The sequence below is a fragment of the Brasilonema angustatum genome (genome assembly GCF_059505445.1).
In genome coordinates this window covers 19,498-40,749 of sequence record NZ_JCACKO010000118.1, presented here as the reverse complement: position 1 = coordinate 40,749, position 21,252 = coordinate 19,498, and the positions used below count along the sequence as shown (strand labels likewise).

Genomic DNA, 21,252 nt, shown 5'->3' with positions numbered 1-21,252 from the left:
GCATGCTGGTGCTTATTGTATATGATATTCCTGAGGACAAAAGACGCACGAAGTTATCTAATTTCCTAGAGGGATATGGGCGAAGAGTCCAACTTTCTGTGTTTGAATGTTTTCTAAGTTTGGAGGAAATGCGAGAACTTCATGAAAAGGTGAAAAAGTTAGTGAAACCAGTGGAGGATAATGTGCGGTTTTACTGGATATCGCAGGAAGCGGTTTCCAGAGTGTTAACAATTGGTGGTGAGTCTCCCCAACCACCGCCAAAGTATTATGTTATCTAGGTTTTAGGAAGATTAGGGGTGATTTTTAGATGGTGTATCGACGCACCTCGGAGAATCGCCGAAACCCTATATTTTTCGTCAAGGTGCGTCGATTGCTTGCTGGATAAGGATTTGAGGTATGTGTTTTGCTTCTATTTTGCAAAAAATATATGATCTTTTCAGAGGTGCGTCGATTTGGCGGCTGAAACCCTCACTGGGTAAGGGCTGCTAGACGAACTCCCTACCGATTGGGTTAAATCGGATTAGTTGGAAACCCAAGGGTAATATCCTGGCGAACGCAGCTCTCTATTCCCTACCGATTGGGTTAAATCGGATTAGTTGGAAACCTTCTATACCCTCACTGGTAGGGGTAAAATCTTTAACCCTACCGATTGGGTTAAATCGGATTAGTTGGAAACGGGTCATTGATAGTTCCGGCAGTTGCAGAATGTAACCCCTACCGATTGGGTTAAATCGGATTAGTTGGAAACTTGTAAGACGGCATCCAAGCTGGAGAAGCCAATGCCCTACCGATTGGGTTAAATCGGATTAGTTGGAAACACCGTGATATCCCAGGATGTCCCGGTTTCCCCTACCGATTGGGTTAAATCGGATTAGTTGGAAACAATGGTAGGAGAAAGCACCAAACCAGCGGCCAGCAAACCAAAAGCCCTACCGATTGGGTTAAATCGGATTAGTTGGAAACACGGGTTTTCATGTTTACCTCGTATAGACAGTTTTCCCTACCGATTGGGTTAAATCGGATTAGTTGGAAACGCCATTAATAACGATGTTTTTGTTGCTTGCTTTCACCCTACCGATTGGGTTAAATCGGATTAGTTGGAAACTTTTGAACCATTTTCTAAAACTTCAGAACCGAAAACCCTACCGATTGGGTTAAATCGGATTAGTTGGAAACCTAAAGTAGTTTTACTACTACAAACTAAAGAAAAACCCTACCGATTGGGTTAAATCGGATTAGTTGGAAACAAAAATACTACTTTTACGAAAATTCATGCCTAAACTTACCCTACCGATTGGGTTAAATCGGATTAGTTGGAAACGTTAACTTTCTTTCCCTTTCGTATATAAAGAAGAGAAAACCCTACCGATTGGGTTAAATCGGATTAGTTGGAAACATTCTTTTTCCAAGATGGTATTGACAGTATAGCAAAACCCTACCGATTGGGTTAAATCGGATTAGTTGGAAACTTAATGTAACAGTTCCGTCTTGCCAACCTTGAATATATGCCCTACCGATTGGGTTAAATCGGATTAGTTGGAAACAGAAACAAGCTGGTGTCATCATTTTTAGGCGCAAGCCCTACCGATTGGGTTAAATCGGATTAGTTGGAAACTTTCATATCTTTATCTTCTCGTTGCCATTGTTCAAGACCCTCCCTACCGATTGGGTTAAATCGGATTAGTTGGAAACCTTCGTTGTCTATTGGAAACATGTAGTAATTATAGACCCTACCGATTGGGTTAAATCGGATTAGTTGGAAACGAGAGAAACCCTGAGAGAACTAGTAAACGACAAAGCAACCCTACCGATTGGGTTAAATCGGATTAGTTGGAAACTTTATGATACACCCACTTTTAACATTGGTTTGGCGTCCCCCTACCGATTGGGTTAAATCGGATTAGTTGGAAACACTTGATAAGTCTGGAGCCGAAAATTCTAAAGTTGACCCTACCGATTGGGTTAAATCGGATTAGTTGGAAACTCTCGTCATAAAACTTGAACATTCTTACGATGCACCCCCTACCGATTGGGTTAAAAATGTTGGGTTTCGTTCCTCAAACGCCAGACACCTACGGAGGGAAACCCTCCTGCAGTGCTGGCTCCCCAACCTACGCGGTTTAAGGTTTTTGGCTCTAACTGAACCGTATTGGCTTATAATCTAAAGCCATAATCGTTATATTTAATTGATAGGTAAATTTTTGAAAATATATTTAGACACTAGTGTTCTCAACCGGATTTTTGATGATCAGTCTCAAGCACGAATCTATCTAGAAGCAACCTCAATGCAGCTGATTTTTCTGTTGATTGAGTATGAATCAGTGGAACTGATTTCTTCAGACGCTTTAGTGTTTGAGACAGATAGAAATCCTTACAGTGAGCGTCAAACCTTTGTCCGGAAAGTTCTTCAGAAAGCAAAGTACTTTCAGGAAATCTCCAACGCCGTAACAACAGCAGCCCAGGACATAGAGGCTCGCGATAGAATCAAAGGGGTAGACGCGCTACATCTTGCCTGTGCGGAAGTAGTAGGGGCAGACTGTTTCGTTACTTGTGATGACAGAATCATTAAGAAGTATAGCGGCACAGTTGCGATGAAAACTCCGACTGAGTTGGCTGTGGCTTTAATTAAATCAGAAAATCAGGAGCCTTAAAGAACTATGACTCAAGCAATATCTGTGCCTAAGAATGATGAAATTAGGTGTGAAGCGATTCAAGCGTTGGTTGAACGTTTGGGAATTGGGAAGGCTGCGTTCTTCATTCGAGAAACAATGTCGCAGCCTGTCGATTATCTGAAGGTGAAAGAGCAACTGTTTGGAAATATGACGGTTGCGGACATTTGCAATGAGATTGAACGCAGTAAGCCAAGCCAAGCATCGTAACTGCAACGATTTGACGAGCATCTTTGCTTCCTCTGACTCTCAAAAAGATAAAGTGTTATGAAAAGTATCAAAATACGTTCGCGTGTAGGCTCTGATAGAGTATTACATCTTGATATTCCAGTAGAATTGGCAGATACAGAAATCGAAGTTACGGTAACAATTCAAAAAGTTACACCACAACAACAGGGCTGGATGCCTGGTTTTTTTGAAGAAGTCATCGGCGGTTGGGTGGGAGAACCGCTACAAAGACCAGAACAAGGAGAATTTGAAACCAGAGAGCCATTGTTTTGACCTATCTTCTCGATTCAAATGTTTGCATTCGCTTAATAAATATATGATTTACAAATTGCGGCGATCGCTTTAGCAAATAATTTGATATTAGTTACGCATAACACTTAAGCACCCGGACAGAAACCCGGTTTCTTGAAGAAACCGGGTTTTTTGCACGCGAACTAAGCGTCCTTTTAGGCATTCCCATGCGGGGCATACGAACAAGACAAGATTCCCGACAACTTTGGCGAAGTTGTCGGGAATCTGAGGAAAGAGGAAATAGCACTTTCCACCCATGAGTTTTAATCATAAATAAGAAAACACAAACCCAAAAGAAATGGTGAGAGTGTATGGGAAATGTTCGTCGAGTCATGATTCTTGCGGATGGCGATAACACCTTTATGGCAGCACAAAATTTTAATCGCAAAATCAACTGGCATAAAGTGCGGGAATATTTAGCAGATCCAAAAGAGGGGAGAGAACTAATAGATATGGTGATTTATCTTGGTTTACCTCCTGCAAAAGAAAGGTTTGAGGAACAGCGCAAAAGCAAAGAAAAATTTATCTACTGGGCAAGAAGTAATGGTTTCTTAATTGTGACTAAAGAAGGTAAATCTAAGGGAGATGAATACGAGAATAATGTTGATGTTGTGATGGCGATGGATGCCATTGAATTGGCTTTAGAAGTTAAACCAGATATTGTTGTTTTGGTGACAGGAGATTCTGATTTTGCTTATTTAGCAGAAAAACTCAGAAGAAGGGGAATGCGAGTTGAGGTTGCTTCAGTCGAACAATCTCTAGGAAGTGAGTTAAAAAATTCCGCTAATAGTGTGGTCGATTTAACTGAGGTATTTGATAAATTTGACCAGCATGATACTAACCAAAATTTTTACAGGATAGGTAGTTCTAATGTTTTTGATTAATGAATTTGAGCGTGCTCGTGGTTTAGTTAGCAAGGACATATCGTGGAGGAAGCGTTACCAAATGATGAAACTGATAAGTGTAAAAACAAAGGACTTATTTATGAACACAGTGAATGGCAAGTTAATTAATCAAGAACAAAGTCAGTTAGAGGAACTGACACAAAAGACTGAAACAATAATTCGACGTTGTGAGTTTTTAGAATCTCAAGTGACTGATCTTAGCAGACAAGACTACATACAATATTTGCAAAAGGTAAATCAGGAGGTAAATAGTGCTAAATTCTATTTACAAAATCTTGATAAAAGAATTGGCTTTTTTGAGGAGATGACATCAAAGCAAACTAAACAGTTGCTATTTATCAAGATTAGCAGTGTTGTCGGTTTGGTAGGCTTGTCGTTTATGTTTAGCACAAATCATCTACCTGAATATAACAACCATCAGTCTCAACAACATACAGAATCTACAGAGTTAGATTTTGCTTCAAGTCAACAACATTATATTAGGGATAAAAAACATTGACTCATGTAGAAACTTGACACATAACCTCTCAATACGGTTCGGATAAGATCCCCCCGCCTGCGGCGACCCCCTTAAAAAGGGGGTAAATGGGTAACATAGCCCCCCTTTTTAAGGGGAGCCAGTGCGTTGGGCGGCTCTGCCGACTTGTAGCACCTGGCGTGGGTTGGGGGGATCTCCTTTGAGATAACCTCCTTAACCGAACCGTATTGCATAACCTCTTCGCTTCTATAGAAATCCTATTTGATTTTTGAATTGGAGCGAAGCGACGGTTATATCTCTACCAATCAATCAAATTCGTGAAAAGACATTGAGGAAATTGAATGAGAGCAATTATTAATGGCAAACTGGTTGATTTACCAGAAGGTACAACTGTAGAAGAGCTAAGAAAAAAACTGCCAGAAATTGGTCAGGATGATGTGATGGAAGAGGGTTTTAGTGGTACTCGTCCTCTAAAAAATAACGAAGCACTCAAAGAAGGTTCAAAGGTTTGGACTGTGCCCAAAATTGTGAAAGGGCAATGCAGTGAACAGTGAACAGTGAACAGTGAACAGTGAACAGTTATCAAAAAAAATGATGACTCATAACTGATGACTATTTGAAAGGTGAAGTATGACAGTTACAATTAGCCAAGATAAATCGGGTTTTCAGCCGAGTACGAGAATCATAGAAGAACTCAAGCTGTTAGAAAAAGTCGCCAAAAAAGTCATTGTTGGTAGCAAAACAGTTGGCGACATCAAATATACGGCTGTTCTTATCAAAGGAATGCCTTTATCTTCAAAAAAGTTCACTGTTTCTAACACAGATATTTTGTTTTTATTACCATCAGATTATCCACGACTTCCTCCTATTGGTTGTTATCTAAATTATCCGTGGAATTCGGTGGGAGAGGGAGATCATCACTTTACCAGACAGAGTTATTATGGTGCGCCGTTTTTAAGTGAACAAGGATGGTATTGGTATTGTGTGGGATTAGGAGGAGGATTTAATCAGGATGTATGGTCGAATTCTTGGAGACCTAGTCATAATCCTGAAAAAGGTCATAATCTTGCGACTTTGTTTGTCACAGCACGTCACGCGATTAATAGTGAAGATTGACCCTTGCTTACAGCGGTTTTCATATGAATAGACCACAAATCGTAGGGTGGGCATTGCTCAAAAAAGTCTACATGATCAACACTTGAAAGATTCGTGAGCAATGCCCACCTTACAGAAAACCGCCATATGCTCGAATTCAAAATATGCCTTTGGGCTTACAAAATTCAAAAATATGAAAACATCTGCTGAAGTTTCTCTGCATATACCACCAAAAATGTGGTCTGAATTTCGTGATTCTATGCTCAAGTCTCGCATGTTTAACGAAGAAGTCATTGGTTTTTTCTTTTGTCAGCGTCATCAAGTTTTCAAAAACAAAATCCGCTATATTCCGAAAACTTGGGTTGTTCCTTCTTCTGACTGCTACGAACATCAATCGATGAATGGATTGGTATTAAAACAGCACTTTCATTCATATTTACTAGAAAATCATCTTCAAGAAGGTTTAGATGTCATTCACATTCATACTCATGCAGGTCAAGACATCCCTGATTTTTCCTGTATTGATGACCGCTATGAGTCGGAATATGCACGGTTTCTTACTTCTGATTTTCCTAAAAAACCTCGCTTGATTTCGGGTGTATTTGACGAGGATTTACAATCTTGTCAATTCAGGATTTGGGATAGAAAAGGAAAAAAGTTTGAGAGTGTGAAATTATGTCATTCCTTGTTTCATATCTCGGAAAATAGAGAGATAATGGATAATACAGATTTAATGTTTGCCCGTCAACAAATCTTTGGAGAAGCGAATCAAAAGCAATTGAATCAGCTTAAAGTAGCATTAATTGGTTGTGGCGGTATTGGTTCAATTTTTGCAGAATTATTAGGGCGTTTGGGTGTGAAAAATTGGGTATTAATCGACCCCGATAAATTAGAAACAGTGAATCTCAACCGAATGCCTGGTGCTACACAAGAAATGGTAGAACAACAATGGCATAAAGTGCATTATGTCAAGCATCTTATCAAAAGAATTTACCGTGAAGGTTCTTGTGTTAAAACAATACCAACCTCAATTGAAAGTGAATTAGCGAAACCAGAAATAGCAACTTGCGATTTAATTGTGGTTGCAACAGACAATCATCTTTCTCGAAAAACTGCTCAAGAATTGGCGTTGAAATATATGCGTCCTTTGGTATGTCTGGGTACTCATATTGATGTGAAACCAGACAAAACACCACGAATGTATTGCAGAGTGACTGTTCCTCCTCTGGGAGGTGGTTGGTGTTTGATGTGCGGTAATATTATCAATCTGCAACTGGCGGCTTTAGAGTCTGCACCTTCTGATATTCATCAAATGGCTGCGGGTGCGGGTTATTTAGAGGGTGTGAATGATCCAGCGGTTTTTTGGCTAAACAGTATCTGTGCAAGTACGGGTGTTGGTGTGATTCACGGGATGGTGAGTGGTTTTTTAAATGTAGATTCCGGGATTGACTGGATTTATGAGTTTCCTGGTAGTGATTGGCGCAAAACGAATACTAAATATTTCCGGACTGATGATTGTTACTTTTGTTCTTAAGTAGAAGGTGGTTACGCGTGTTGTATTCATGACTTACACCTCACCCCCGCCCTTACGGGCACCCCTCTCCCAATACGGTTCGGTTAAGATCCCCCCGCCTGCGGCGACCCCCTTAAAAAGGGGGTAAAAGAGGGTTATAAGCCCCCCTTTTTAAGGGGTTGGGGGGATCTTCAAAATCTTAAAACGTTAACCGAACCGTATTGACCCCTCTCCTTATTAAGGAGAAGGGGGACAACCAAAGTGGAAAACGCCTATTCCACTCCCATGCCATATTAAATCAGTGAACAGTGAACAGTGAACAGTAAACAGTGATAACTGGTAACTGATAACTGATAACTGATAACTGTTAAAGCTGTTGCTAAAGGAACACGGTCAATGCAGAATAATATGTACAGCTACCAAATGACGCTAGAAGGTGAGGTATTGCGAGTAGGGTTTAATCGGACTTTACCTGCACAGGGCGATCGCATCATTAAAGATGCCCTAGAAGTCTTAAACCAAATGATTGATTCCGGACAAATTACTGGAGGCAAACGTATTTTAATTGACGGTGCGCAATCTGTCCCCGTTGCCTATGTTCTCTCTCACAAACTCGTGCATTTATATGAAATAGTTGCCGTCCTCGATCCGAAACTAGGTAGTAAAATAGGTACACCAACAGGTGCTATCAGATACAAAACCTATATAGTCACTTCTGCACACGGTTCCCCAGAATTTAAAGTGGGAGATTTGGTTGAAACAAAAGAATCCCAAAACGAGCGATCACCTATCAAAGTAGTCTTGTGCGGACCACCACAATCAGGCAAATCCTGTTTACGCGAAGGTTTAAAACAGTCAATTTTAGGTACATTGGGCGCACCTTATCCCTATGTTATTACCGCTTGTCCCGATGGAGAAGGCTCATGGTATCAAAAAACTTACGAACAAAATCAGGAATTAGCGACCGATAACAAATACTGTCAGAGATCTAATGTTACCCCAGAATTTGCACAAGAAGCCGCTCAATGGGTCAAAAATGCTAACCAGTTAATTAACATTGTTGATGTTGGTGGGAAAATCACCCCAGAAAATGAGACAATCATGCAGCCAGCATCCCACGCAGTTATCCTTGCAGGTGATACAACCAAGTTTGCAGAGTGGGAAGAATTTTGTCAAAAATTAAATCTCAAAATCGTTGCAAAGATTCACAGCCAGTTAGATGCAACTGAAGACGAGGTTATTCTCGCTGACGACTGGAAGCAAAACACCAACGAACTGCTAGAAACAGCACCATTACTGACGGGTAGCGTTCATCGGTTAGAACGCGCAGAGGATTTATCTACTCGTCCAATGATAAAAGCACTGGCTGATGTCTTGATTCATTTGACTAAATGTTAAGGTTTGTTAAAGTTTACATCGTCATATCGGAAAGAATCCTTAAGGTAGCGTATCCATAACTGTGTTATAAAAAACTTTATCAGATATGGGTATTTACTGGTACGTTTTTTTTGTCTTTGCTAGAATATTTGCTTTGAGCTTGTTTGACAAGACAAGAAGATTTGCAGACTTGACAAATTCAGTATGACAAAATTTACCATGATTAGAATTCAGTAAGGAAAAGGCAGCTATTTTTTATTGAATATGACTCACAAAATTTACACAGTCATTACCTTTGCCCCTGTGCAGGGATTTATCGAGAAATCGCGGAAGTTGCGAGATTTATATGGGAGTTCCTATCTGCTGTCTTATTTATCTTGGATGATTTGTAATGCTGCCGAAAGTAAAGGCTGTAGAGTTATTTCTCCAGCTTTACCAAATATGACCCAAGGAATGCCCAACCAGATTATTATTGAAGGCAATTTCCCAGAAGAGGATGCAAAATCAGCCTTTGATACCGCTTGGGAATGTGTCACAGAAACTTGTCGTAAGTGGGTTAAGGAGAATGTTAAGGGTGAATGGGAATATACATCTTGGAAAAGAAGTTGGAGTTTGTGGACAAAATATGCATGGGAATTTTTCTGGGTTCAAGGAAAACCTAATGAAAGCATTAGCGATGTTCGTCAGCGCTTAAATAATAAAAAATATTGGCGTGATTGGACTGGGATAAACTGGCAGGGTGAGAGTTCTACACTTTCTGGTGCGGATGCGATCGCCTACCCCAGACTCGGTAAAAATTCCGACCCTCGTCAATACAATTACCAACAAGAAAAAAAAGAGATCACAGCCTTCTACGAAGCACTTAGTGAGAAACTAGGAGAATCGTTCATAAAGTCAGTTGGCTTAAAAGTTCCTGACGAGAAAATCAGCGAACGTAGCAAAGAGTACGGGGAATCTTTTATCGATCCAGATGAAGAATTGAGTGTTCCAGAATTAATCAAGCGACTGATTACTCATAAAGAAATTACTGACAGATTAACTGAACGACTCAAACAGTTTTTTGGAAATAATGGGGTAATTTTTAAAAGCCTTTCTCAGCAAATAAAACGGCTATCAGAAGACCTAAAACCCACTAGCTTTACCGACTTAAGCCGACTTAACAAGAACAAGCGCACTGGTGAACAAACACAGCAAGAAAAATTTTGGACTGGTTGGTTTCAAGGAGATGGTGATAAAGCTGCTGAATACCTGAAAAGTTTTGCAAATAAAGATACAGAAGCGGAGGAAATTACAAAGTTTAGTACGGAAATGAGGAAATGGGGTGATGACTTTAAAAAGTTACCCGAAAGTAAAACAATTGCGAACTGGCGTGTTGTTTACGCAGGGGGTGATGATTTTTTAGGTGTATTTTATAACAGAAAATATGCAGTCGATTGTGTGAATTTTTTCTCTAGATTTAAAACTGATACTTGGAATGAGGGCAAAGTTGAGTCAGAGGAAAAAAAGAAAATTACTGTCAGCGTTGGTTTTGTCTGGGCTGGTCCCGATATTCCACAACGCGATGTCCTCCAACATTGTCGTTTAGCTGAAAAATCAGCGAAAAGCAATGGAAGAGATCGGATTGCTTTTCGGGTTTTGTTTAATAACGGTAATCACTTAGAATGGGTGTGTCCTTGGTGGCTTTTAGAAGCGGGTTTGTTGTCGAGTTATCGGGATAGAGAAGACAATCAAGAGAAACCAAACTGGACGCATATATATAACGATGTCGCAGTTCTGGAATCACGTCACGCCTTTGACGATAAGGGTGACGATAACAGTATAGATATTGCTTCGGGTTTGTTCGAGATATATTTTCCCACCCAGACAGACAAACTGAAACCAGAGAAGTGGTGGAATAAGTACGATGCAGATAAGAAACTCATCAAAACGGGAATTTTAGGCGATCGCCTTCCTTACACCACAAATAATACCGAGACTGGTGAGTTAAATCAGACCAAAGTCAACAAAGCTATAAACGACTGGATTATTAACCTTGCCAAAGTGGGATTTCACCTATGTCAGGAATCGAAACAGTAGAAAAAGACTCTACATCATCAAACAATTCTTCTCGTCCTGCATTCAAATATTTGATAGTCATCGAACCTTTAGGTTTTCTCTACGGTAGTGCTGGGAAATTCCTATCACCAGAAAACTTAGTCGGACGTTCAGGAAGTAGTTTTCCCCCTAGTGCTGCGGCTTTATCCGGATTATTTGCAGCATACTATAAAGGCGATGAAAAATACCTCAAGAATTTACAACTCGCAGGTCCATTTTGGGCTTGGAGTGAAAATCCACAGAACTTTTACGTTCCTACTCCTTTCAATTGCTTGATAAAAAGCCGCATGACCAAACGTCCTCCTTTCAATCGATTGGTCAAAAATGGTACAGTGACACAACAACTAAAATGGCACAAAAGTCAAGAACAAAACGATAACGAAGAAAGTTTAGGTTCTTGGCTGCCCTGTGTATCTGGTAAGTTTGACAAGGGAAGTTGGGTTGCAATTCAAGATTGGAAATTAATTCAATTTGGTTTACCTAGTCCACCTGTGGAAATTGCGGTTGAGTTTTCTCCTTGGGAATATACTCCCCACCTACACCCCCGACTCAAAGAAGATGAACGCAGAGTTGATCAAGATTTAGAACGCGGTAGTTTGTTTTTAGAAAATGCCGTGCAACTAAATCCTGATGCTTGTTTAGTATACCTTTCCAATACCAAACTCAAAGATGATTGGTATCGCTTTGGAGGAGAGGGACACATGGTGGATGTTCGTTGTCTTGACTTGTCCGATACTGTCCAAGATTTACTCAACCAACATGTGGGACGCAGTTTTGCATTAATTACACCTGCAGTTTGGGGTTCCAATCGCTTATCTAAACGAGAACCTGTTTATTTGGAAAAAGGTAATAAGCAAAAATACGAACAAGAAAATCCAGAAAGCAACGAGAGAAAAGTTTGGTCACTAGAAGGTTTAATCACAGAACGTCCTATACCCTTGCGTCACCGTTTGGGAAATCGTGAGAATCAACAGTTGCAAGAAGAACAGCAAGAGAATTCTGACAAAATACAGCACTCTCAACCGCCTAAACTCTTGTCTCGCGGACGTTATGCTGTTCCTGCAGGTACTGTTTACGTGTTGAAAGAACCAATAAAAAAATCTTGGCAAGAGTGGGATGATAGCTGGTTCCCTAAAGAAGGTCCCTCTTTCAAACGCTGGGGATGTGGGTTAGCACTACCTTTACCAAGTGCAATTAACTAATGAGTGAATTTGGAGTTATATAAATGTACCAAAAAGCATACGGGATTATTGAAACTTTAGCACCTCTGCACGTTGGAGCGAGTGCGGGGGAAGAAACAGGTAACTTAAACCTGATTTTCCGCGACCAGTTTACTAAGACGGGGATAATACCTGGGAGTTCGATTCGGGGTAGGTTTAGGGCGGATATGCGATCGCACAATCAAGATTTAGCTAATCACTTTTACGGACACGAAGCAAAACCAAATAATCCCAATAGTACTACTGAAGCTTTCATCAAATTTGAATACGCATCTCTGGTTTGGCTTCCTGTATTTTGTCCTGGTCAGCCTATTGTTTGGGTCACTTGTCCTCGCTTACTACGTCGCTACCAGAAAATTACTAAAACTCCATCTACCGATAACTTACCTAGACCCTATCAAGTCCAACTACAAAACCGTCGTAGTGTCCTATTTTTTAATTTAGGTTTTCTCGACAGATTGCAACAAGTTGATAATTTATCACAGTGGATTCCGACCCCTCAAAGCTTACAAGATTCGCCGATAAATTTAGTAGTCGTAGATGATAATGACATAGGAATTATTCACGAAATGGCACTCTATCATCAGAGTCGAGTCCGTTTAAAATGTGAAGAAAAAATTGCTGATGACAAAGGCTTTTTTAACGTTGAGGCTTTACCAGAAAGTAGCATTTTAGTTTTTCCTGTGGCTGTTAGAGAACAAGAAAACAATTCTGGTTATTGGCAATTGGGATTAGACGAAAGTAAATGGGAACAATCAAAATATACTCCTAAAAATTGGTCGCAAGAATTGTACTTTGGCGGATTAGAATCAATTGGATTTGGTCGATGTCAAGTAACTTTAACCGGTGAATACTTTAACTAAGAAGGAGAATTGATTATGGCATGGCAGTTTTATGGCTTAGATGATATTGCTCGACAACTGATTAAAAAACAAACTCAAGAATCGATCAAAGAATCTCACAAAATGCGGACAGCAGTTGCTTATGGACTAGAAAGATTTTGGGGAGAAGGTTTACGTTTAGAAAAAGAACCACAAAAAGCAGCTTTTTGGAAGGAAACTTGGGACAAACTAGTAGAAATTCTAGCATGTGCAGATATTGATATCCCCAAACATAACAGTATCGATCCAAAAAAAGAGGAGTTATGGAAATTATCCCGTGAAGAGCAACAAATAGCCTTAGCCGTTTTAACTCAACTTTGTGATTCCCTAGTTTGGTGGACACAACGCTATAAAAATATACTTTAAATTGGAGATTTTATGGAAGTTCCAAGAATGTACCGCGCACAATGGGAAGAACGTTGTCAATTACAATTTGTTCCTAAAACTGAAGACAGAGATGAGTGGTTAAAAGAATGGATAGATCCAGAAGGAAATGGAAATGTTTATCAGCATTCCCTTGTTTCTAAACCAGAAGGTATTATCGGTTCAACTTATCGAATAAGAATCAAATTTCCCTATCGAGTTTTTACAAATAGTGGACAAGATGATAGTATTCAACGTCCTCCATTTGGAAAAAAGGGAATTCCTTTTATTTCCGGAAGTAGTCTTAAAGGATTATTTCGTCGTGTTTGTAATGATGAAGACAAACTTTTCTACTGCGGAAGTCCAGACAAACCAGGATGTTTACGATTTAATGGTGCTTATCCAATTGGCGATTGGACAGGGAAAGTACGATTTCCTATTATACGAAATGGAGAGCGATTATCTGAAACTTGTTACACTATTTTAGATATTGCTCATCCTCAACAAGAAAAGCAAGTAGAAAGACAAGAAACAACCAACGCTAACACTTTTATTAGTTTGTTTGAACCAACTTTAGTTTTTGAATTTAGTAGTAACGATAACAATAGCGATAGGAAAATTGATTGGCAAGAAGTTAAAAAATTGCTGGAAACAGCCTTAAAGCAAGGAATTGGAGGAAAAACCAGCAATGGTTATGGTATTTCTGGAAAACCAGACTTTGTGACTTTTCCCGAAACTATTCATTTAAGTTTGAGTGGTTCTGGTGTCAGTTCGACATTACTTAAAGGAAAGGTTGATTTACCTAGAAATTGGTTTGGTAACGAACCTCAAGGACAGGGAAAATCAGAATTTAGACCTAATATTTTTAAAGCCTCATTAAGAAGCCATGTTAGTCGTCTTTTCGCAGGAGTGTGTCATGATGAACAACTTGTGAAACAAAAAACAGATGAATTATTTGGTAGTTCTGATAATTTAGGAGAAGTAAAGATTTTTTGGGAGCAACAACGCAAACCTCACCATAACTCAGGAGGAAAAAATCCAACCTATAGCACACAAGGTATTGTGCATATATATGCCCCAAAAAATAAACTTTTTCTTCAACAAGTTGTTCAATTCGCTTATGTTATGGGTGGTTTTGGAAAAACTTGGCGTCGGGTATCTCATGAACATTTTTTCCGGAGTTATCACCAAAATAACTTTGCTATTGGTTGTCACTGGATTGGCACATGTACAAGTTTTGAACCTATCAATAGTAGACAGAATTTAACTGATTTTCTTGAAAAACTTTATAAGAACTGCCAGCAATACCTTTCTATAGATTCTCCTATATTTCTCGGAGAATGGCGAGAAGCATGGCATCCTCAAAGAGTAGCTATTTACAGCCAGGTCGTTGCTCAATCTCAAGCTATTGAACTATTTCATCAAGACCCTTTTAAACATACTCCAGCCATTGGAGGTAGAAACCCCAGTAGAGACGAAAATAAAAAGAGTAAACTGGAATTTGTCAGTTCTGTCTGGCATCGAATGCTACCTATTAACGGAAATAAATACTTAGAAATTGTCACAGTGTTTCATGGTGATCGCACTCCTTGGCGAGATCAACTCATACCCTTCATTAATAGTCTAAAACACAGAGGGCTACAATTATCTTGGGGACAAGAACCCAAATAGCCATCTGGAAATCTCTATTTTCATCACACAATACCTTCAAAACTAGCTTTTTGAGGGTGTTGTGTGATGGGCTAATTTGTCGTTTTGTTAACAAAGATGAGAATCTCAGGTTATAAATTTACAAAATTTCACAGATATTTTTGAGAATAATTTCCAAGAAGTCTGATACGATAGACCCAACGATTATTGAGATTATTCTTCATTAACCTTGATGCGTATTCCAGTTGTTTTGACAATTTTTCAGGAGAGAAAGTCATGACTAACATGGCTGTTCAAACTCCTATGTTGATTCCTTGGTGGTCAGCGAATACCTGGTTAACCAACCTCTGAGGAAGACTTTTAGCTGCGGATGTGCTCATGCAGGCAAGATTTGTCTTATGGGCAGGAGCGATAACCTTGTTTGAACTGGCTCGCTTCAATACTGCACAACCCATGTACGAGCAGGGCTTGATTCTCTTTTTGCCGCACCTGGTAAGCCTAACTGGCTCACGCCAGTTAGGTGGTGAGCCAGTCGCGATCGAGAGCGGGAAACCCTTTCCTCAACTCAAAAGCCAACTGGCAATCAACAAAATTGATGATTAGTAGCAACAACTTATCAAGATAAAAGCAATGCAAACATACGGTAATCGAAACGTCAAATATGACTGGTGGGCTGGTAACGCTCGCTTTGCCAATCTCTCTGGCTTATTTATCGGCGCACATGTGGCGCAAGCTGCACTAACAACTCTCTGGGCGGGTGCATTTACTTGGTTTGAACTCTCTCGATATAACCCTGCGGTACCGATGGGTGAGCAAGGGCTGATTTTGCTGCCCCACTTAGCGACTTTAGGCTTTGGTGTGGGAGAAGGTGGTCAGGTAGTGAATACTTACCCCTATTTCGTGATTGGGGTTTTGCACCTGATCTCATCTGCTGTTTTAGGTGCAGGTGCCCTCTTCCATACCTTCAAAGGTCCTCGGAACTTGAAAGACGCCTCTGGTCGCGCTCGTAAATTTCACTTTGAATGGGATGATCCCAAAAAACTCAGCTTTATCTTAGGACATCACTTGATTTTCTTGGGAGTAGGGGCTTTACTACTCGTGGGCAAAGCAATGTTCTGGGGAGGACTCTACGACTCCACAATTCATGATGTCCGACTGGTGAGTGAGCCTACCCTCAACCCATTTGTTATCTACGGCTATCAAACCCACTTTGCCAGCGTTAACAACTTAGAAGATTTAGTTGGCGGTCATATATATGTGGGTTTTATGCTCATTGGTGGAGGTATTTGGCACATCCTCACAGAGCCTTTTGCTTGGGCGAAGAAGCTTTTAATCTTCTCTGGTGAAGCCATTCTTTCCTACTCTTTGGGTGGTATTGCCTTAGCAGGATTTGTTGCAGCTTACTTTTGTGCAGTGAACACCTTAGCCTATCCCGTGGAATTTTACGGTCCTGTTTTAGAACTCAAGTTTGGTGTAACACCCTATTTTGCCGATAGCGTCAAGTTGGCGAATGGCGCTTACACATCTCGTGCTTGGTTGGCAAACGCCCACTTCTTCTTAGCTTTCTTCTTCTTGCAAGGACATCTGTGGCACGCACTGCGAGCCATTGGCGTTGACTTCAAACAAGTTGAAAAAGCATTAAATGCTGTTGGTAGTGATACTGTTCGCAGCGAATCGTAAAACTTTATAGATTGTAAGATTTTGGTAGTACTGGTGGGCATTGCCCATGCCCACCTTACTTCACTTCAACAGGTAATTTTTGGGTCAGACACCAGTCATTTAGATTCCCAAAATCTCAGAATGTTCACAAAGGAATTTAATTGTGGCAATTTCTACTGATAAAACCTTTGCAGCATACACAGATTCCCCCTGGTTAATTGGCAATGCTCGTTTAATTGACTTATCTGGTCTGCTTTTGGGCGCTCACGTGGCTCACACAGGCTTGATTATGTTTTGGGTAGGATCAACGACCATATTAGAAGTGGTACGGTTTATCCCAGGCATACCAATGTATGAGCAGGGACTCACTTTGTTACCCCACTTGGCAACTTTAGGTTGGGGAGTAGGTGCTGGGGGTGAAGTTGTCGATACTTATCCTTACTTTGTCATTGGAATGTTGCATTTAGTCGCATCTGCTGTTTTGGGCGCAGGGGGACTTTTTCATGTGTTTCGCGCCCCAGCTATCTTGAAGGATGCTGGAGGACGGGCAGCAAAATTTCATTATGAATGGAACGATCCCAAGAAATTGGGTTTCATCTTAGGTCATCATCTGATTTTTCTAGGTTTTGGTGCATTGCTACTGGTGCTCAAAGCAATGTTTTTTGGTGGAATTTATGACACCAACATTGGAAATGTCCGCCTGATTACCAATCCTACTCTTGATCCAAAGACAATCTTCGGCTACTTAGTTGGCATAAAAGATAGCACCAGGACACTTTTAGGAATGGCAAGTGTTGACAACTTAGAAGATGTTATCGGTGGTCACATTTGGATAAGTTTAATTTTAATTGCGGGTGGTGCGTGGCACATTGTTGTGGCACCTTTTGGTTGGGTTCGGCGAATTTTCCCAATTGCAAATGGTGAAGAAATTCTTTCCTACAGTTTACTAGGTTTGGCTTTGATGGGTTTCATTTCTGCCGTGTTTGTTGGGTATAACACGACAGTTTTTCCGTCAGAGTTTTACGGAACAGACCGTCTTGGTTCGGCAGATATCCAGTTCTTTTTGGGTGTATTGGCATTTTCAGGTTTTGTTTGGCACTATTGGCGATGCTCCCAAGGGGAGCCGCCCAAGGGGCGATCGCGTCAAGAACAAAGGGTGTAAGGATCTAAAGGTGTAGGGAATAAATCAGTGCTTGCTCTGATACCAAGGTGATTTTAGACTACCCCTACACCCGCGCGTTTTGGTCAAGCGTGACCTTAATGGAATTTTTCTCAACTACAGCTAAATAAATGTTTCATGCCTGTAGTTACCAGGAGTTGGCTGCGGGCAATTTTTTAAGGTTATTTTTGGGGCTTTACAATTATGCTTACACTTTTTTGCGCTGTCTCGGGATGGGCCATTCTGATGTTCTTGATTTGGAATGTCTGGATAACTTTGAAAACAGGAGCAAGTCATCTCAAAACTTTGCACCAAATTCCTTGCTCTGGTTGTGAATATTTTACCAATGACTACCGCCTCAAGTGCACAGTTCACCCAGTCAAAGCATGTTCCCTAGAAGCACTCGGCTGTCTTGACTTTGAACCAAAGACCGATTGTTGTAATGCTAACCAAAAGCGACCCAGAAAGCTGTGTAAATAGCAAAAATCTTAAAAGATGCCAAGTAAATACGCCTTAGCGTACCGGGACTGTCAGGATTAGGAAGTAAAGAGTAAAAGATAATTTCTTTTGACTTTCTCCCTTTGTTTAGTCTCCGATAACAGGAGGTTTCATCTTGACTAGGCTAAAAGTTGGTATTAATGGATTTGGTCGTATCGGGCGTCTTGTGTTTCGCGCTGGGATCGACAACCCCAACATCGAGTTTGTCGGAATTAACGACTTGGTACCACCGGATAATCTCGCTTACCTACTAAAGTACGACTCAACTCATGGAACCTATAAGGGCAGTGTTGAGGCAAAGGATGATGGTATCGTTGTCAATGGACACTTCATTCCTTGTGTATCAATCAGGAATCCAGCAGAATTGCCCTGGGGTAAATTGGGTGCAGATTATGTAGTTGAATCTACAGGTCTTTTCACTAACCATGAAGGAGCTGCAAACCACCTCAAAGCAGGAGCAAAGCGGGTTATCATTTCAGCTCCCACCAAAGATCCAGACCGAGTTCCTACTTTACTGGTAGGTGTTAATCATCACCTGTTTGACCCCGCAAAAGACACCATCGTTTCCAATGCCAGCTGTACCACAAACTGTTTGGCTCCTGTTGCTAAAGTCATCAACGATAACTTTGGGTTAACCGAAGGGCTGATGACCACAGTTCACGCCATGACCGCCACTCAACCTACTGTAGACGGTCCGAGTAAAAAGGACTGGCGAGGAGGTCGCGGTGCGGCGCAGAATATTATTCCTTCCTCTACAGGCGCAGCAAAAGCGGTAGCACTTGTTTTGCCAGAGTTAAAAGGTAAGTTGACTGGTATGGCATTTCGGGTTCCTACCCCTGATGTTTCGGTAGTCGATTTAACCTTTAAAACTGCCAAAGCTACTAGCTACAAAGACATTTGTGCTGCTATGAAGCAAGCTTCGCAAGGAGAGCTTAAAGGTATTTTAGGCTACACAGAAGACGAAGTTGTTTCCACAGATTTTCAGGGCGATGTTCGTTCTAGTATCTTTGATGCTGGTGCTGGTATTGAACTCAACTCTAACTTCTTTAAGGTTGTTGCTTGGTATGACAACGAGTGGGGTTACTCGAATCGTGTTATTGACCTCATGTTGTCGATCGCACAGAAAGAAGGTCTGTTGGAGCGTGTACTTGCTACTGTAGCTTAACAGTTAACAGTTAACAGTTATCAGTTATCAGTTGTTACTGGTTACTGATAACTATCATTAATGGACTTCTTACATAAGTAGGGAACGCTTAACTCTTAACAGAACCTCGTAAAATCTCACTTTTGCGCATTGGTCTAATCAGCACTAGGACTCGCGCAAACAAGGGTAATTCACTTATGAAAATGCTATTTTTTTACTAATTTCCAAAGCTCTAACTTCTTAGGGTAAATATTCTCCTCTATCTTGTAATGTTGCTCGTTCTCAAGCTTAGATCGCACTGCTTGGAGGAAAGAATTGTGGGAAGGATTGTATAGAAACACATCCCTGAAATTATTAGGAATTTGCGGTACCTTTGATTTATTGATCAATTCAAAGCGTACTTTTGGATCAATTTGGTCAATCAGAGAGAATTTATCAGCCAGAAGAGACCAACTTCCTTGACAGGAACTCATCACAAGTGGTTGGTTAGCTTTGTTGATGACCTCAACCACTTGGGGAGTATAAATATTTTGGTACTTAAGCCACCAAGTTTTTGCTTCAGAACTACTTACACAGGATAGGACTCCAGATGTAAGCAGCACAACCATAACTACCTGCCAGAGCTTTTGTTTCCAGATGTTAACAGAGACGGGAATAATTTGAGTGGCTAGGAGGTAAGCAACAGCTAGCTGAATACCTAAATAGAAAGGGATTAAATACCGAGGAGTCTGCGATCGCACCCCTCCAAAAATTAAATCTGGTATTGCTAAAGGTAGCGCTGTCACACCAATCAATGTTAAGACAAACAACCAAACCCGCTTTGGAGTTTTAAGACAAAGAAAATAAATCGAATATCCTACCAAAATTAAGACAAAAGGAATCAATAATTTTGTTATAAATTTTAATCTAGGATCATGATCGTAACTGCCTAAATCGTAGCCAAAATCTAAGAAAAAATAACTAAGGTTAATAATCCAGTTTTTCATTAAAGTTAACTGGGAGACTGCTGCATCAGATGTCCAGCTTGTTGTAGTACTAGCTTGTGCAAAATTAATAATAATAACCAAAAGCCAGGGTATGAAGGCTAAAAACCCTAATAAAGACGCAAGCAGATAAGCAATAACCGTCTTAGTGAATCGAAACTTTTCAGTTGCAACTACATAGATACCATGAGCAATTGTTACCAACCCAGAAAACAGAAATGTATACAGTCCTAATACCACAGTAACTGCATACATTACCCAACTGAGCTTTGTTTTTAGTCGCATTGCTCGTAATAGTGTTGCGCTTGATAGCAAAATTGTCGAAGTCCACAAACTATACTCTCGCGCTTCCTGTGCGTATAACACATGAAATGGCGACACAGCTATCAGTGCAATTGCTACCCATCCCACGAGCGACGAATCAAATAATTCTAGACATAACCAGTAGATGCACGGAAACGCCAGCAAGCTACTCAGGGCAGATAAACTTCTTATTACCGCTACTGAACCGCCAAACCATTGCACCCAAAATCGCGTGATTACGTAATATAGTGGTGGATGCTGAGGGTCTTCTACTGCTAAAGATTTAAGAGTATCTGTTAAGGTTTTTTCAGGAGTGGGATGCTGATACTTCTGTAAATCTTCAACGCCAATTTCTTTACCATTGCAAACTTGCTCCACCACTTCTGACATTGTGTAGCCAAAAATCCGTAATGAGGTAAAAGTCTCATCATACCAGTAGATTTTTCGGTCAAGATTGACGAAGCGAAAAAATACGCCCAGTATTAATAAAACGATGAGTAAAAACCGTAACCAAGTTGGAGGAAGGACCTTGTTATACATCAATTTGACCTTCTCATTCTTTCATAAAGTAGTGATTGAAAATACAGACTTTATCTGTTTTTTCAGTTATTAAAGAGAGATATTGAGTCAAATGTAGCTTTATTTACAAGATACGGGCGTCGTAAATATACGGTTTTTGACGGCAACTTGGACAGAAGAAGCTTAAGAAGGACGCAGAACGCACCAACGCAGAATATCCCCA

At 40.5% G+C, this 21,252-nt stretch carries 19 protein-coding genes, 1 pseudogene and 1 CRISPR repeat array; of the genes and pseudogenes, 19 read left to right on the top strand and 1 reads right to left on the bottom strand.

What is annotated here, in order from left to right:
- Positions 1-2: 2 nt before the first annotated feature.
- The 19 genes and pseudogenes from cas2 to gap all read left to right on the top strand — a co-directional run bounded on the left by cas2 (position 3) and on the right by gap (position 19,245).
- Entirely contained in the window at positions 3-278 is a 276-nt protein-coding gene (cas2, locus tag AC5JM2_RS19915; RefSeq protein WP_495836583.1) for a CRISPR-associated endonuclease Cas2, read from the top strand.
- Positions 279-496: 218 nt separating this feature from the next.
- Positions 497-1,984: a CRISPR direct-repeat array (repeat unit 36 nt; unit sequence CCCTACCGATTGGGTTAAATCGGATTAGTTGGAAAC).
- Positions 1,985-2,201: 217 nt separating this feature from the next.
- Positions 2,202-2,651 carry a type II toxin-antitoxin system VapC family toxin gene (locus AC5JM2_RS19910; protein WP_495836582.1) on the top strand — a complete coding sequence of 150 codons (450 nt, stop codon included), beginning with the start codon at positions 2,202-2,204 and terminating at the stop codon, positions 2,649-2,651.
- Positions 2,652-2,657: 6 nt separating this feature from the next.
- Positions 2,658-2,879 (top strand): hypothetical protein, encoded by a 222-nt coding sequence (locus AC5JM2_RS19905; protein WP_495836581.1) that lies wholly within the window; start codon positions 2,658-2,660, stop codon positions 2,877-2,879.
- Positions 2,880-2,936: 57 nt separating this feature from the next.
- Positions 2,937-3,170: a hypothetical protein gene (locus AC5JM2_RS19900; protein ID WP_495836580.1), complete on the top strand. Its 234-nt coding sequence runs from the start codon at positions 2,937-2,939 to the stop codon at positions 3,168-3,170.
- 329 nt (positions 3,171-3,499) lie between these two features.
- Positions 3,500-4,072 (top strand): LabA-like NYN domain-containing protein, encoded by a 573-nt coding sequence (locus AC5JM2_RS19895; protein ID WP_495836579.1) that lies wholly within the window; start codon positions 3,500-3,502, stop codon positions 4,070-4,072.
- 100 nt (positions 4,073-4,172) lie between these two features.
- Positions 4,173-4,592, top strand: coding sequence for a hypothetical protein (locus AC5JM2_RS19890; protein ID WP_495836578.1), 420 nt, complete (start codon positions 4,173-4,175; stop codon positions 4,590-4,592).
- Positions 4,593-4,912: 320 nt separating this feature from the next.
- Entirely contained in the window at positions 4,913-5,125 is a 213-nt protein-coding gene (locus tag AC5JM2_RS19885) for a hypothetical protein (protein WP_495836577.1), read from the top strand.
- Positions 5,126-5,201: 76 nt separating this feature from the next.
- Positions 5,202-5,687 (top strand): hypothetical protein, encoded by a 486-nt coding sequence (locus AC5JM2_RS19880; protein WP_495836576.1) that lies wholly within the window; start codon positions 5,202-5,204, stop codon positions 5,685-5,687.
- A gap of 172 nt (positions 5,688-5,859) precedes the next feature.
- Complete coding sequence (locus AC5JM2_RS19875; RefSeq protein WP_495836575.1) at positions 5,860-7,200, top strand: HesA/MoeB/ThiF family protein; 1,341 nt, start codon at positions 5,860-5,862, stop codon at positions 7,198-7,200.
- A 375-nt stretch (positions 7,201-7,575) separates the two neighbouring features.
- On the top strand, positions 7,576-8,577 hold the full coding sequence (locus AC5JM2_RS19870) for a CRISPR-associated protein Csx3 (protein ID WP_495836574.1): 1,002 nt from the start codon (positions 7,576-7,578) through the stop codon (positions 8,575-8,577).
- A gap of 243 nt (positions 8,578-8,820) precedes the next feature.
- Complete coding sequence (locus tag AC5JM2_RS19865) at positions 8,821-10,632, top strand: Cas10/Cmr2 second palm domain-containing protein (RefSeq protein ID WP_495836573.1); 1,812 nt, start codon at positions 8,821-8,823, stop codon at positions 10,630-10,632.
- Positions 10,611-11,852, top strand: a complete 1,242-nt coding sequence (locus AC5JM2_RS19860; RefSeq protein ID WP_495836572.1) for a type III-B CRISPR module-associated Cmr3 family protein — start codon at positions 10,611-10,613, stop codon at positions 11,850-11,852. The genes AC5JM2_RS19865 and AC5JM2_RS19860 overlap by 22 nt, the downstream gene beginning before the upstream one ends.
- 23 nt (positions 11,853-11,875) lie before the next feature.
- Entirely contained in the window at positions 11,876-12,733 is an 858-nt protein-coding gene (locus AC5JM2_RS19855; RefSeq protein WP_495836571.1) for an RAMP superfamily CRISPR-associated protein, read from the top strand.
- 15 nt (positions 12,734-12,748) lie between these two features.
- Positions 12,749-13,117 (top strand): hypothetical protein, encoded by a 369-nt coding sequence (locus tag AC5JM2_RS19850; RefSeq protein ID WP_495836570.1) that lies wholly within the window; start codon positions 12,749-12,751, stop codon positions 13,115-13,117.
- 12 nt (positions 13,118-13,129) lie between these two features.
- Positions 13,130-14,785, top strand: a complete 1,656-nt coding sequence (locus AC5JM2_RS19845) for an RAMP superfamily CRISPR-associated protein (protein WP_495836569.1) — start codon at positions 13,130-13,132, stop codon at positions 14,783-14,785.
- A gap of 342 nt (positions 14,786-15,127) precedes the next feature.
- Positions 15,128-15,367, top strand: a pseudogene (locus tag AC5JM2_RS19840) (hypothetical protein); the annotation flags it as partial.
- Positions 15,368-15,394: 27 nt separating this feature from the next.
- A complete protein-coding gene (locus tag AC5JM2_RS19835) occupies positions 15,395-16,444 on the top strand; it encodes a chlorophyll a/b binding light-harvesting protein (protein WP_495836568.1) in 1,050 nt (349 codons plus the stop codon).
- A 142-nt stretch (positions 16,445-16,586) separates the two neighbouring features.
- Positions 16,587-17,585, top strand: a complete 999-nt coding sequence (locus AC5JM2_RS19830) for a chlorophyll a/b binding light-harvesting protein (protein ID WP_495836567.1) — start codon at positions 16,587-16,589, stop codon at positions 17,583-17,585.
- A 610-nt stretch (positions 17,586-18,195) separates the two neighbouring features.
- Positions 18,196-19,245, top strand: coding sequence for a type I glyceraldehyde-3-phosphate dehydrogenase (gene gap, locus AC5JM2_RS19825; protein ID WP_495836566.1), 1,050 nt, complete (start codon positions 18,196-18,198; stop codon positions 19,243-19,245).
- Positions 19,246-19,430: 185 nt separating this feature from the next.
- On the opposite strand, the gene AC5JM2_RS19820 is transcribed toward gap, so the two are convergent.
- Positions 19,431-21,050: a glycosyltransferase family 39 protein gene (locus AC5JM2_RS19820; RefSeq protein ID WP_495836565.1), complete on the bottom strand. Its 1,620-nt coding sequence runs from the start codon at positions 21,048-21,050 to the stop codon at positions 19,431-19,433.
- Positions 21,051-21,252: the final 202 nt, after the last annotated feature.